Raw genomic sequence first — 13629 nt, forward strand, 5'->3', positions numbered from 1 at the left:
GACGGCGTCAAACCGCAAGCGCGCCGGCCGCTTCCATTCTTTGCAAGGCCTGCTCCACCGTCACGATGGTCGCGAAGCGCCCCGCCAACACCAGCTCGGTCCGCTCCCGCAGCTCGGCTGCGCTATATACGCGGCCGCTGAGCGGATGGGTCATGGCAAAAGTCAGGGTCGCCTCGGTGACGTAATCCACCTCGTAACCCAGATCGGACGCCACCCGCGCGGTGGTTTCGCAGCACTGTTCGGTGCGGATGCCGGAAATCATCAATCTTCGGATGCCGCGCGCCTGCAGCCAGGGCTGCAAGCCGGACTCCGTCAAGGCGTTATGCACATGCTTGATGAAGGTGGTCGCCGGCTGATGCCTCAGCCAGGCTTGCGGCTTCACCAGGCCCGACTCCAGCCGGAACGGCTCGTCGCCGTCGGTATGCAGGATATTGATCACCGGCGCGCCGCGCGCCTCGGCCCCGGCGATCAGCGCCAGTTGCGCCTCGCGGTAAGGCGGCAGCTCGCCCTCGTCCCAATAGGGCCGATGCAAAAACGAATCCTGCACATCGATGACCAACAAAGCTGTCTGTCCCATATCGCCTCTCCTTGGCTGCGCTAAACATGGACCTCATGCTAAACGGCGGGCGATCAGGAAATAAGGCCATTCCCGGACAAGACAGCGTCAAAAAAGGACATCACACTCCACCATGCCAGGCTGCGCCCAGCTCATCGACAAGCAGCCACAATGCCGTCGCCGCCATCAAGCCGCCCATGGTCAGGTTGTAAGCCAGCAAGGCGCGCGGCGAGCCCAGCCAGCGGCGCAAGCGCTCGCCGGCATACGCCCAGACGCTGATGCAAGGCAGATTCACCAGGGCGAACACCAGCGCCAACAGCAAAGCGGCGGCCAGCTTGCCATTGCCGCCCGGCATGAACAGGATGGACGCGTTCAACACCATTACCCACGCCTTGGGATTGAGCCACTGGAACAAGGCCGCGCCGACAAAACCCAGCGGCCTGGCTTGCTCACGCCCCTCCGGCTGGCCGGCGCGGGCGATCTTCCAGGACAGCCACAGCAAATATCCGCAGCCCACCGCCGCCAGCCCCAGCCGCCAGGAAGCCAGCCAGCCCATCGCCTGCGCCAGCAGCAAGGCGACGATGAACACCTGCAAGGCGCAGCCCAGGCTGATGCCCAACAAATGCGGCACGGTGCGGCGGAAGCCGAAATTGACGCCGGACGACGCCAGCATCAGGTTGTTGGGCCCCGGCGTGATCGACATCAGGGCGACATAAGACAGCAAGGCAAACTCAGGCATAGCGCGCTCCACATAGCAAACCGCGGAGAGCGACAAGCCTCCGCGCAAACACCATGCTAAGCGCAGCGCCGCAATGGATACAGAATCAAAAATAGAGAATTGATCTGGTTACAGATAGGACTTTTCAAGCACTGTCACCCTACTCTATGATGACAGCTGTCACCCTTCTCCCGAGCCGCCATGACCAGCAGCGCCTCTACCTTGTATCAGCAGCTCGCCGACGATCTGTCGCTGGCGATCAGTCGCGGCACCCTGCAGCCGGGCGCCCGCCTGCCCTCGGTGCGCCGCACCGCCCACAGCCGCCAGCTCAGCCTCAACACCGTGGTCAGCGCCTACCGGGTGCTGGAAGACCGGGGGCTGATCGAGGCCAGGCCGCAATCGGGCTATTTCGTCCGCGCCCGCCTGCCCTCGCCGGCGCGCCAGACCGGCACCGAAAGCAGCCCGGCCTCGCCCACCAAGAACGCGGTGCTGGATCTGATCGGCACCGTGCTGCAGGCGCAGCAGACCGATGGCTTCATCGACCTGGCCCTGGCCTGTCCGCGCGGCGGCGACTTCTATCCCGGCAACAAGCTGGCGCGGCTGATGGGGCAGATCCTGCGCCGCCAGCCCGGCATGGTCAGCACCTACGCCTTGCCGCCGGGCTCGGAGCGGCTGCGCACCCAGATCGCCCGCCGCGGCATGGACCTGGGGATGGCGCTGCAGCCGGACAACATCATCCTCACCCACGGCTGCATGGAAGCGCTGCAACTGGCGCTGCGCGCCGTCACCCGCCATGGCGACGCGGTGGGGCTGGAATCGCCCACCTATTTCAACCTGCTGCCCTTGCTGGCCAGTTTGGGACTGAAGGCGGTGGAGATTCCCACCGACCCGCAAACCGGCCTGTCGATAGACGCGGTGGAAGTGCTGCTGGAGGAAAAACGCATCCAGGCGCTGGTGGCCATGCCCAATGTCCACAATCCGCTGGGCTGCTGCATGCCGCTGGAAAACAAGAAGCGGCTGGCGCGGCTGGTCAACCGCCACCAAGTGCCCTTGATCGAGGACGCGCTGTACGCCGAGCTGCAATTCGCCGATACGCTGGCGCCGGCGGTGAAGGCATTCGATGAAGACGGCTGGATCATCGTCTGCGCCAGCTACACCAAGACGCTGGCGCCGGATTTCCGCATCGGCTGGATGGAGGGCGGCCGTTTCGACGCCGCGCTGCGCAAGCTGAAGTTCGCCTCCACCGTGGCCCAGCCGGCGGTATTGGCGGAAACGCTGGGCGCGTTTCTGGAATCCGGCGGCTACGATCACCATCTGCGCTCATTGAAGCGCCGTTACGCCTCGCACGTGGAAAAAGTGCGCGGCCTGATCGCCCGCCACTTCCCGCCCGGCACCCATGCCACCCAGCCGCAAGGCGGCTTTCTGATCTGGCTGGAATTGCCGGAAGGCTGCGACAGCGTGGCGCTGTTCCACGCCGCCATGGCCGAGAAGATCAGCCTGATCCCCGGTCCGCTGAGCTCGCCCGGCGGGCGCTACCGCAACGCGCTGCGGCTGTCCTGCTGCTATCCATTGGATGAGCGCTACCTGGCGGCCCTGACCCGCGTCGGCCAACTCGCCTGCCAACAGGCGGCCGCGCCGGCATGACAATCTCTTGGTTTTTGCGGCATCGCGCCTAACAATGAAAGATATGCCGTTCTGGCGAACGCTGTTCATGGCCAACCGGGAGGAGCATGTCGATCTTCAGCTGGCGCGAGGCCTACCGCACCGGTCACGCCGAAACGGACCAGACGCATCGCCAGTTTCTGGAAAAACTGGACCGCCTCAAAGAGGCCTATGTCGCCGGCGCGCCGCCCTTCGAGCTGGATGCGCTGCTGAGCGAGGCCATAGGCTACGCCAGCAGCCATTTCGACAGCTCGCCCCCCGGCGACCCGCCAGACTGGCGCGCCCTCCCCGGCTGGCTGGATGCGCAGGCCAAACGCATCCCCGGCGCGGAAGGCGCCGCGGGCTTGCTGGAAGACGCCAGCCGGGAAATCGAATCCCGGCTGCGCAGTTTGGCCGAAAGCCTGCCCGGCCTGCTGTGGATCACCTTCACCACCGACGAGCGCATCGTCTGCTCCCGCCATTGGCATCAGCTGTTCGCCCACTCTCCCGCTCCGCCTTTGCCCCTCTGGGATGAGGCCATTCACCCCGACGATCGGGAACGGCGCCGCCAAACGATAGCGCATGCGCTGAAAACAGGCTTGGGGTTTCAGCTCGCCTATCGCTTGCGCGCCGAGGCGCAGCCGCTTTTCTGGGTCAAGGAAATCGCCACGCCCCGGCTGAAACAGGATGGCTGCTATCTGCGCTTTTGCCTGGACATCAGCGCGGAGCATCAGCGCGAAGAGTCGCTGGAAGGCATGCTGACGCAGCAGGACGGCAAGCTCAAGCAAACCGCCACCCAATTGCAGCTGATGAAATTGCTGCTCGAAGAAACCGACTTGCTCAAGGCGATGCAAACCGCCTGCCAATTGCTGCCGGCATGCTTGCGCCACCCCCAGTACGCGGCGGCCCGGATCCGTTATGGCGCGCTACAATCCGCCAGCAGCGGATTCCGCGAACAAGACGCCATGCTGAGCCTGCCGCTCTTCGAAGGCGGCGCCGAATCCGGCGAGATCGCCTTATGCTATCCCCGCCATCCCGATGGCAGCGCCGGCGCGCCGGCATTCGACGAAGAAGAGCGCCTGCGGTTCCGCCAACTGACGGACCTGCTCAGTCTGATCCTGCCCAGGCTGAAAGACGCGCGCCAAGCCGGGCGATGGCGAGACGAGCTAGGCCAGGCGCTGGAACATGCCGCCGACGCCATCATCCTGACCACGCCGCAGGGCCTGTGCCGCTACGCCAACGCGGCCGCCCGCTCGCTCACCGGCTACGACAACGACGCCTTGGCCCAATTGCCCTTGGCCAAACTATGCCCGGCCCAGGCTGCCTTCGCGCAGTGGCGCGAAATCAGCGAACTGCCGCCGCAGGGCAAACTGCTGAGCGAATGGACGCTGCAAAGCCAGGATCGCCAGCTATTCGATGTCGAGATTCATGCCGTTCGCCTGCCCGACGGCGGCTGCCTGGCCAGTTTTCGCGACATTGCCGGGCGCAAGCGGCGCGAAGCCGCCCTGCAAGAATCCGAAACGCGGCTGCGCGCCATGGTCGAAGCCATTCACGACGCCATCATCGTCATGGAGGGGCCCGCGCTGACGCCCGTTTACGCCAATCCGGCGATTTTCGACCTGCTGGGGATGCCGGAGCCGCGGCTGGAACAGCTCGACATGACGCGCCTGCTGCCGCCTGAGCTGCTGCAGAAGATCCGCCAATGCCAAGACCGGCAAACCCTGCCGCTGGACAGCGCCGCCATTTTGCGCAAGCCGGATGGCAAATCCTTGCATGCCGACCTGCGCATTTCGCCGCTATTCGACTCCGGGCGTCAGCTGCTGATGCTGGTGGCGCATGACGTCACCGACCGGCGGGAGGCCGAGCAACTGCTCAAGCGCCATCTGGACATCCTGTCCCTGCTCTCCTCGATGACCGACGAGCTGTCCCGGCTGGAGATCGACAGCCTGTGGGAGCGGATGGGCGACATGCTGGAGCGGGTGGGGCGTTTTCTCGGCGCCGACAGCTGCTTTTTGCTGCAGCCCGCGCAAGCCGGCAATATTTTGGCCTACACCCATGAGTGGAGCGCGTCCCCGGCGACGCCCCAGCGCCGCCAGCTGACGCTGGAGCGCCACAAGCTTTATTGGCTGGAATCCCAGCTCCGCCACAACGGCATTCTGGCCATCAACGATGCCCGCTCCCTGCCGCCAGAAGCCGAGGCGGCCACGGAGGCCTTGCGGCGGCTGGACAGCGCCGCCATCATGCTGGCGCCCATCCGCCAGCATGGCGAACTGCGGGGCATCCTGGCGGCCGACTGCAAAAACGCCCCGCGGCAATGGCTGTGGCTGGAAGGCAGAATGCTGCAATCCGTGGCCGACATCCTGGCCAACTGGATAGAAAAATACCTGCGCAACCGGGAGCTGGACGACAACCGCCGCCGCCTGATCGAAGCCCAGCGCATCGCCCAAGTCGGCAATTGGGAATGGGAGCCCCGCCAAGACAAACTGTTCTGGTCGGAGCAAACCTACGCTATCCTCGGCCTTGCCGCCGGGCAGCAACACATCAGCTACGAGTTGCTGCGCCAGATGGTGCATGCCGAAGACCTCCCCGCCGCGCGCCATGCCTTCCGCCGCGCGCTGCGGCGGCTGGCGCCTTTCTCGCTGGAATTGCGGATTCTGCGCAGCGGCGGCGAAGAACGCATCGTGCGCGTGCAGGCCATCATCGAATCCCGCGACAAGCGCCACGCCAGCCGCATCGCCGGCACCGTGCAGGACATCACTGAAAGCAAGCGGCTGGAGATGCGTTTGCGCCAGTCGGCCACCGTCTATGAAAACACGGTGGAAGGCGTGATCATCACCGATCGCCAAACCCGCATCCTAGATGTCAACCGCGCCTTCAGCGACATCACCGGCTACAGCCGCGACGAAATCATCGGCCTGACGCCGGCCACGCTCAACTCGGGCCAACACGACCAGCGTTTTTACCAGGACATGTGGCAAAGCATACGGGCCACCGGCACCTGGCAAGGCGAAATCTGGGACCGCCGCAAAAATGGCGAGGTCTACCCGGAATGGCTGAGCATCACCGCCGTGCACAACGATACCGGCGACGTCACCAACTATGTCGGCGTGTTTTCCGACATCAGCCAGATCAAACGCTCGGAGAGCGAGCTGGAGCAACTGGCCCACTACGACTCCCTTACCCGTCTGCCCAACCGGCTGCTGTTCCTGTCGCGGCTGGATCACGCCCTGCTCAACGCCAAGCGCGAGCATCGCCGCGTGGCGGTGATGTTCATCGACCTGGATAATTTCAAGCAGATCAACGACACCCGCGGCCACAGCGCCGGCGATACCTTGCTGATCGAAGTGGCGGAGCGGCTGACCGCTTGCCTGCGCACCAACGACACCGTGGCGCGGATAGGCGGCGACGAGTTCGTGGTGGTGCTGGAAAACCAGAAGGCCGATTACCCGGTGATCGACGTCGCCAACAAGATCGTCCAATCCTGCAACCAGCCGTTCTGGCTGGGCGGCCAGGAGATGATGGTGACGTGCAGCCTGGGCATCAGCATGTACCCGCGCGACGGACTGGACGCCGAAACGCTGATGCGCAACGCCGACACCGCGATGTATCAGGCCAAGGCCGAGGGCAAAGGCTGCTTCCGCTTTTATACCGAGGAGCTGACCCGGCGGGCGATCCAGCGCGTCCACATGGAGCAGGAGCTGCGGATGGCGCTGGAGCGCAAGGAGCTTTACCTGGTGTTCCAGCCCAAATTCCTGCTGGAGAGCGGCCAGTTGATCGGCGCCGAAGCGCTGCTGCGCTGGCAGCACCCCACGCTGGGCCAGGTTGGCCCGGAAACCTTCATCCCGCTGGCCGAAGAGACGGGACAGATCATTCCCATCGGCGGCTGGATCATAGAACGCGCCTGCCAGATCATCCGCGGCTGGCTCAACGCCGGCCTGTCGCCCGGCGTCATCAGCATCAATATCGCCGGGCCGCAGATCCATCGCGCGCCGATACGGGAAACCCTGCGCCAAGCGCTGGCCGACTATCAGATCCCACCGGCGATGATAGACCTGGAGGTGACTGAGAATTTCATCATGCACAATCCGGACGAGAGCCTGAAAGTGCTGGCCGGCCTGCGCGAACTGGGCGTCAGCCTGTCCATAGACGATTTCGGCACCGGCTACTCCTCGCTGTCCTACCTCAAGCAATTGCCCATCCAGACGCTGAAAATCGATCAATCCTTCGTCCGCGGCCTGCCCTACAACGAGAACGACACCGCCATCTGCCAGGCCATCATTTCGCTGGCGCGCAGCCTGCGGCTGGAACTGGTGGCGGAAGGCGTGGAAAACGAGGAGCAACGGCGCTTCCTGATCGACGCCGGCTGCCAATACGGCCAAGGCTATCTCTACGCCAAGCCCATGCAAGCCAATGAGTTCGCCAGCCTGCTGAAAATCGGCGGCGTGCCGATGCCCTACTCTCTTTGAATCCGCCGCACAGCCTCCGCCACCACGCCAGAACGGCGTCGCGGGAATGCGCAAGCCTTGCCTGAACCCAAATGACCTCAGTCAAAGCAATAAGATAGCCATTTTGAATTTGCATTTGACATATCAAAAAATGGTTCCATAGTGGTATTAAGCGCGCCAGACGCGCCCCACTCAAAGAGGAGCCGACATGAAGCCGTTTTTCCCGCTTGCCCTGTTGCTGCTGTCCCTGCCTGCGCTCGCCGCGCCATGGAATGCCCAAGCCCCCTATCAAAAAGGCCAAGTCGTGCAATGGCAAGGCAAGAGCTGGCAAGCCAAGTGGCCCACCCGCGGCGAAACACCGGGCGCCAATCCCAAGGGCTCCTGGATCGCCCATGTCGGCGGCACGCTGCGCAAGCTGGATGACGCCGCGCCGACCATCCCCACCTTGCAGCAAGCCTTGCAGCATGAGGCGGACCTGACCAACAACGACTTTTTCCGCAAGGTGAAAGCCTCCATCCGCACCCTGCCCAGCGACCAGGTGGAACTGGTGTCGCCCGGCCGCGCCGCCAATCCGCTCAACGTGCGCCGCGTGGAGCGGCTGTTGCCGTCGGCCAAATGGGACTACTACTTCACCCGCCGCGACCCCAGCTACACTTACACCCGCTTCCTGCAGGCGGTGGCCAAATTCCCGGCCGTCTGCGACGACTACAGCGACGGCCGCGACGCCGACGCCATCTGCCGCCACAGCCTGGCCACCATGTTCGCCCACTTTGCCCAGGAAACCGGCAACCACGACGCCAGCGACACCATTCCGCAATGGCGCCAGGGCCTGGCCTATCTGCGCGAAATGGGCTGCACCGACACCGGCCCCGGCTGCGGCTACAACACCGAATGCGACGACCCGGTGTTCAACAAGGTATGGACTTGCGGCAAGAATGCCGACGGCAGCTGGAAGAAGTATTTCGGCCGCGGCGCCAAGCAGCTGTCTTACAACTACAACTACGGCCCGTTCTCGCAGGCGATGAACAACGGCGACCAGTCCGTGCTGCTGCAAAACCCGGACCTGGTGGCTAGCACTTGGCTCAACCTGGCCTCCGCCACCTTCTTCTTCGTCTACCCGCAGCCGCCCAAGCCGTCGATGCTGCATGTGATAGACGGCACCTGGGTGCCGAACGCCGCCGACATCGCCGCCGGCGCCGGCAACAACTTCGCCACCACCATCCAGATCATCAACGGCGAATGCGGCGGCGGCACCGAGCGCCAGGCCGCTCAAAACCGCATCGACTACTACAAGCAGTTCGCCCACGACCTGGGCTGGGACTACGGCGCCGAGCAGCTGTCCTGCGCCAATATGCAGCGCTTCACCGCCGCCAGCTCCGCCGCCTACAACATCTACTGGGAAAAAGACTGGAAATGGGGCGACGACTACCAGTGCCAGCTGGTCAGCTACCAGACGCCGTACAGCGCGCTACAGGCCGGCAACTACCAGCACTGCGTGGAGGACAACTGGGGCATCAAGCTGCAATAAGCCCGCTGCCGCGCCGGACGGTCCGCCCGCGTCGTCCGGCGCGTTTTCCAGGTGACGGCCGCGCGCATTGCGTTTACCATTCAGCCCTTCCCCGCAGTCCCGCACACCCAAGCCCGCCGCCTCGCGGCGAGCCGCCCCTTATGGCCCTGCGCTGACGCGAACCCGCCTTTGGCCAACTTTTTCGACCGCAAGACATGACCCAGACACCGCAGCCCGGCGCCGCCGACCACCCCACCGCGCATTGGCAGGAAGCCGGCGCCGAACGCAGCGCCCGCTGGCGCTCCGAAGCCGGACTGCCGCCGCCCAAACGCATCGTAATCGCCGACGACAACCTGTCCGCCGACGCCGCCTACAAGCTGGCCTGCGAAGGCGGCACCCTGCTGTGGCGCGGCGACTACCAGAACGCCCGCCAGTTGCTGCAGGCATTGGCGCGGCGCGTGGACCGCAAGGGCGCCAAACCCGGCGCCACGCCGCTGGAGTCCTTCCACCTGCACCGCCAGGCGCAGGGCCGCCGCGCGCAGATCTTGTCGCGGCTGGTGCTGCCGCTGGACGCCGACTACGCCATCCCGCTGCGGCGCGCGCCCGACTTGCGCCAGGCCTGCCAGGAGGCGTACGGCGAAGGCGACGAAGCCTCGCTGGTGTCGCTGCGCGAGCTCTTGGGCCTGATAGGCGCGCACGAATGGCGCAAGAAAGGCGTGGAAGTGAAGGCGCTAGCCGCCCGCATCCATCCGCATTACGGCGTGTTCGCGCCGATACGCGGCGAATACGTCGACCTAGCGGCCGACGCCCCGCTGCCTGGGACGGAGCTGGCCTTCGACATCGGCACCGGCAGCGGCGTGCTGGCGGCGCTGCTGGCCAAGCGCGGCGTGGCCCGCGTAGTGGCCACCGACCAGGACCCGCGCGCGCTGGCCTGCGCCGCCGACAATCTGCAGCGCCTGCAGCTGGACGGCCAGGTGGCGCTGCAACGCGCCAACCTATTCCCGGAAGGCCGGGCGCAGCTGGCGGTGTGCAACCCGCCCTGGCTGCCGGCCAAACCCAGCTCGGCGATCGAATACGCGGTCTACGACCCCGACAGCGCCATGCTGCGCGGCTTCCTGGATGGCCTGGCGGCGCACCTGCTGCCAGGCGGCGAAGGCTGGCTGATCCTGTCCGACCTGGCCGAGCACCTGGGCCTGCGTTCGCGCGAGCAACTGCTGCAATGGATAGACCAGGCCGGCCTCACGGTGCTGGGCCGGCTGGACGTCAAACCCAGCCACAAGAAAGCGGTGGAGCAAACCGACGGACTGAGCGCGGCGCGCCGGGCCGAAATCACCAGCTTGTGGCGGCTGGGCGTCAAATAAGCGACAAAGGGCCGGCTTGCCGGCCCTTTTATGCAAAAGGAATTTACCGGGCGCGCCAGCGCGGCTAGAATCAGCGCCCCTCCCACCCCGAGCCCCGCCATGACCGACGCCAAACGCATTCTGATCGTAGGCTGCAGCTGCTCCGGCAAAACCACCTTCGCCGGCAAGCTGTCCCGGGCCACCGGCATCCCCGCCGCCGACCTCGACCCGCTGTACTGGGGCCCCGACTGGACGCCCCGTCCCGCCGAAAACTTCCTGCAGTCAGTCCGGCACGCCGCCGATCAGCCCAGCTGGATCATCAGCGGCAATTACAGCGCGGCGCGCCGCCTGCTTTGGACGCGCGCCACCGACATCATCTGGCTGGACTACGACTTCCCGCTGGTCTTTTTCCGCGCGGTCCGGCGCACGCTGGGGCGCTGCATCAGCCGCAGGGAGCTGTGGCACGGCAACCGCGAATCGTTTCGCCAGAGCTTCCTGTCGCGCGACTCCATTCTGCGCTGGGTAGCCACCAGCCATGGCCGCCTGCGCGCCGATTTCGGCCGCGCCAAAGCGCAAGCCGACTACCCGCAACTGCGCTGGCGGCATTTCCGCTCGCCGGCCGAAGCCGAACGCTTTCTGCGCCAGGCGGCCGCCTAGCCCCGCCTCAACGCGAACAGGCCGGACGCCGCTCAACCACGGCACCCGGCCCGCTCTTTCGCTTCATTTCAGAATTGCACCTGCTTCTCCAGCGTCAGCACCTGCTTGATCTGCCCTGCAGTCCAGGCGCTGCGGGCCGCGTGCGGCGCGCAAATATCCGGATGGGTCTCGCTGCTGACCACGCGGAACATGCCTTGATACTTCCAACTGCTGGCGGTTTCCTTCAGAAACACCGGAATCACGCCGCCCTGGCGAGCCAGTTGCTCCCCGGCCGCGCGCTCCGGCGGGCAGGAATTACACAGAATCACGTTCGGCGCGTCCGGGTTCAGGTCCGGGCGCAGGCAGGCGGCCACCACCTTGCCCTTCTTGCGCGGCAAGTAGGAGTGCTTGTTGCCGCCGACCACGGCGTGGATCTCTTCGCGGTTATAGCTTTTGCCGATTTCAAACATGGATATCTCCTGACAATGTTCCAGCCAGCCATCGCCCCTTGCGACGACCTTTGGCGGGACGGGCATGCAAGATATCCAAATCGCCTTAAAAAACGGATAAAACCGGAGGGGTTTCCTGCAAAGCCGGCATTAAATCGAACCCCGCACCCCAAAGTAAGCCCCTACGCCCAATAGCAAGGAAACCAACATGCTGGTGAAGATGCAGGCCATGCCCATATTGCCCAGATAGCCCTTGCGCCGGCTTTCCGTCGGTTTGCCCAAGACCAGGCAAATCCCATTGCCGCAGCCCACGGCGGCCAAGCCGCACGCCGCTAGCGCCAGAGCGGGCAAGACGCCTTGCCTGGCCGCCCATCCCCGCCAGGGGAGCAAGAGCGCCAGCAGCGGCAGCGAAACCGCCAGCGCGCGCGCCTGCCCCAGCCGGGCACGCGGCGCAGGCGACACGCCGGCCAGATCGGCGGCCTGATCCAGCAAGCGCAATTTGCCATGCAGATCGCAGGCCAGAAGGCCGATCAGGAAAATCGCCAGTCCCGCGCTCTTTTCAACCCAATTTGCCCCGCCAAGCAAGCCTATCGACACCGGCAGCAAGTACACCATCTCCACCAGGGCCTGCATCAGGGCCGGCGGATTGCGCCTCAGAATCCGCCAATCCTTGATCGCGATGGCCCAAAACGGGGCGGCGAAAGCCAGCGCCGTACGCGCGCGTTTCCGCGGCTGCGCCGCGCCTGCCGACTGCATGGCGGCGATGCCATCGACGAATGCCCGATACAGGCGCTGACGGCACAGCGCCAATCCGCCGGCCGCCAGCGCCAGCCACAAGACCAGCGCGAGCGGATCGCCCAGCGCCGCGCGGCCGGGCCACCACCACCAGCTGGTTTCATCAACCTGCCACCCCTGATGCCAGCGATAAAGCACAACGCCGCCATCCGAAGCAGTCATGCCCCGAAACAACAAAAACACCAATAGCCCCAGCGCCATGCCCAATATCTGCCCATAGCGCGACATGCGCCGGATGCCCAGCCGCCGCATCAACCACAGCGCCGCCGCCATGGAGAAGCAGGCGACCATCACCGACATCAAGGGCAAGACGCCATACAGGGCGAGCCACCCCCAGTGGCCGCGCGCCGCCTGCACATTGGCGATGGGAGGCAAGACAAACGACCAGGAAAAACACAGCACCAGCGCCAAGCCCGCCAGCTTGGAGACGAAGATCTCCCGCTCATCCACCGGCGACATGCGCAGCAAAGTCAGGTCGCCTTGTCCGCCCAGCATGTCGCAAGCCGACTTGAAGCCTTGCAAACCCATCAAAATCGCAATGCCCAGCAACTGCACGGTCAACGTGGAAGGCTGCCACACCTGATCTGGGATATTGCGGTAGATCGCCCAAATCATTCCATGGCTAAACAGCAACAAAAAAATTATCCAGGGGGAACGCAGCCAGGATATCCGCCGCTGCCCGCCCTCTTTGCGCGGCTTGACGCTGGAGGAGTCCAGCCACCACAAACGACACTCCTGCCACACCAGCCACGGCAAGCTGGCGGGCTTGAACGCTATCCTCATGCCGCCTGCCCCGTCATTTCCAGAAACACATCTTCAAGCGACCCCTGCGCCCAGCCCAGCTGGCTGCGCAAGGCATCCAAGGTTCCCTCGGCCAGCAGCCTGCCATCGCGGATAATGCCTATGCGCTGCGCCAGCCTCTCAGCCACTTCCATGATGTGGGTGCTGAAAATCACGGTGCCGCCTGTTTCGACATGGCTTTGCAGCAAGTCCTTGACCTGTTTCGCCGCCGCCGCGTCCAGCCCGGTCAAGGGCTCATCGAGAATGATCAATTCCGGCTCATGGATCAAAGCGCCCGCCAAGGCCAGCTTTTGCCGCATGCCGCGCGAAAATCCGTCCGCCACCTCGTCCACCACCGCGGACAGGCCTAACCAATTGATCAGCTCGACCGCCTTTTCCTGCGCCCGCGCCGGCTGCATGCCCCACAAACCGGCGACGTACTCCAGATACTCCAGCGGCTTGAGTTTGTCGTACAGCAAGGGCTCGTCCGGCAGAAACGCCAAGCGTTGCTTGATTTCCCGCGCCTCGGTCTTGAGATCGCGCCCAAGCAGCTGGATTTCTCCGCTGTCCGCTTGGGTCAGCCCCACGGCCATTCTCAAGGTCGTGGTTTTGCCGGCCCCATTGGCCCCTAGCAGGGTATAGAACTCCCCACGCCTGACGTTGAGATTCATGCCCTGGATCACCGGACGGCCAAAGCTTTTGTTGACCTCCCGCATCCGCAAGGCCCATTCCGCGCGGTCCGTCTGGATTGCCTGATTCAAT

General features: G+C 64.8%; 10 protein-coding genes. 5 read left to right on the plus strand and 5 right to left on the minus strand.

From position 1 onward, the window contains the following. Positions 1-7: 7 nt before the first annotated feature. A complete protein-coding gene (locus tag NKT35_RS22010; RefSeq protein WP_254297318.1) occupies positions 8-577 on the minus strand; it encodes an isochorismatase family protein in 570 nt (189 codons plus the stop codon). A 100-nt stretch (positions 578-677) separates the two neighbouring features. Further along, positions 678-1295 (minus strand): LysE family translocator, encoded by a 618-nt coding sequence (locus NKT35_RS22015; RefSeq protein WP_254297320.1) that lies wholly within the window; start codon positions 1293-1295, stop codon positions 678-680. Positions 1296-1475: 180 nt separating this feature from the next. Between NKT35_RS22015 and NKT35_RS22020 the strand changes: the two genes are divergently transcribed. The 5 genes from NKT35_RS22020 to NKT35_RS22040 all read left to right on the plus strand — a co-directional run bounded on the left by NKT35_RS22020 (position 1476) and on the right by NKT35_RS22040 (position 10864). Further along, positions 1476-2918 (plus strand): aminotransferase-like domain-containing protein, encoded by a 1443-nt coding sequence (locus NKT35_RS22020; protein ID WP_254297322.1) that lies wholly within the window; start codon positions 1476-1478, stop codon positions 2916-2918. Between the two features lie 86 nt (positions 2919-3004). Beyond that, positions 3005-7381, plus strand: coding sequence for an EAL domain-containing protein (locus NKT35_RS22025; protein ID WP_254297324.1), 4377 nt, complete (start codon positions 3005-3007; stop codon positions 7379-7381). A gap of 187 nt (positions 7382-7568) precedes the next feature. Next, positions 7569-8888, plus strand: coding sequence for a glycoside hydrolase family 19 protein (locus tag NKT35_RS22030; protein ID WP_254297325.1), 1320 nt, complete (start codon positions 7569-7571; stop codon positions 8886-8888). Between the two features lie 194 nt (positions 8889-9082). Next, positions 9083-10228, plus strand: a complete 1146-nt coding sequence (locus NKT35_RS22035) for a 50S ribosomal protein L11 methyltransferase (RefSeq protein WP_254297327.1) — start codon at positions 9083-9085, stop codon at positions 10226-10228. Between the two features lie 99 nt (positions 10229-10327). Further along, positions 10328-10864: a P-loop NTPase family protein gene (locus tag NKT35_RS22040; protein WP_254297329.1), complete on the plus strand. Its 537-nt coding sequence runs from the start codon at positions 10328-10330 to the stop codon at positions 10862-10864. Positions 10865-10932: 68 nt separating this feature from the next. On the opposite strand, the gene NKT35_RS22045 is transcribed toward NKT35_RS22040, so the two are convergent. The 3 genes from NKT35_RS22045 to NKT35_RS22055 form a co-directional block, all read right to left on the minus strand. Beyond that, positions 10933-11313: a hypothetical protein gene (locus NKT35_RS22045; protein WP_254297331.1), complete on the minus strand. Its 381-nt coding sequence runs from the start codon at positions 11311-11313 to the stop codon at positions 10933-10935. 129 nt (positions 11314-11442) lie between these two features. Beyond that, complete coding sequence (locus tag NKT35_RS22050; RefSeq protein ID WP_254297333.1) at positions 11443-12870, minus strand: hypothetical protein; 1428 nt, start codon at positions 12868-12870, stop codon at positions 11443-11445. Further along, a complete protein-coding gene (locus tag NKT35_RS22055) occupies positions 12867-13628 on the minus strand; it encodes an ABC transporter ATP-binding protein (RefSeq protein ID WP_254297335.1) in 762 nt (253 codons plus the stop codon). Before NKT35_RS22055 ends, NKT35_RS22050 begins: the two co-directional genes overlap by 4 nt. Between the last annotated feature and the right edge of the window lies 1 nt (position 13629).

The organism is Chromobacterium sp. IIBBL 290-4, from assembly GCF_024207115.1.
In the GTDB taxonomy this organism is placed as follows: Bacteria; Pseudomonadota; Gammaproteobacteria; order Burkholderiales; family Chromobacteriaceae; genus Chromobacterium.

Coding starts and splice junctions, on each gene's coding strand:
- NKT35_RS22010 (WP_254297318.1), bottom strand. CDS start 577: ATGGGACAGACAGCTTTGTTGGTCATCGATGTGCAGGATTCGTTTTTG.
- NKT35_RS22015 (WP_254297320.1), bottom strand. CDS start 1,295: ATGCCTGAGTTTGCCTTGCTGTCTTATGTCGCCCTGATGTCGATCACG.
- NKT35_RS22020 (WP_254297322.1), top strand. CDS start 1,476: ATGACCAGCAGCGCCTCTACCTTGTATCAGCAGCTCGCCGACGATCTG.
- NKT35_RS22025 (WP_254297324.1), top strand. CDS start 3,005: ATGTCGATCTTCAGCTGGCGCGAGGCCTACCGCACCGGTCACGCCGAA.
- NKT35_RS22030 (WP_254297325.1), top strand. CDS start 7,569: ATGAAGCCGTTTTTCCCGCTTGCCCTGTTGCTGCTGTCCCTGCCTGCG.
- NKT35_RS22035 (WP_254297327.1), top strand. CDS start 9,083: ATGACCCAGACACCGCAGCCCGGCGCCGCCGACCACCCCACCGCGCAT.
- NKT35_RS22040 (WP_254297329.1), top strand. CDS start 10,328: ATGACCGACGCCAAACGCATTCTGATCGTAGGCTGCAGCTGCTCCGGC.
- NKT35_RS22045 (WP_254297331.1), bottom strand. CDS start 11,313: ATGTTTGAAATCGGCAAAAGCTATAACCGCGAAGAGATCCACGCCGTG.
- NKT35_RS22050 (WP_254297333.1), bottom strand. CDS start 12,870: ATGAGGATAGCGTTCAAGCCCGCCAGCTTGCCGTGGCTGGTGTGGCAG.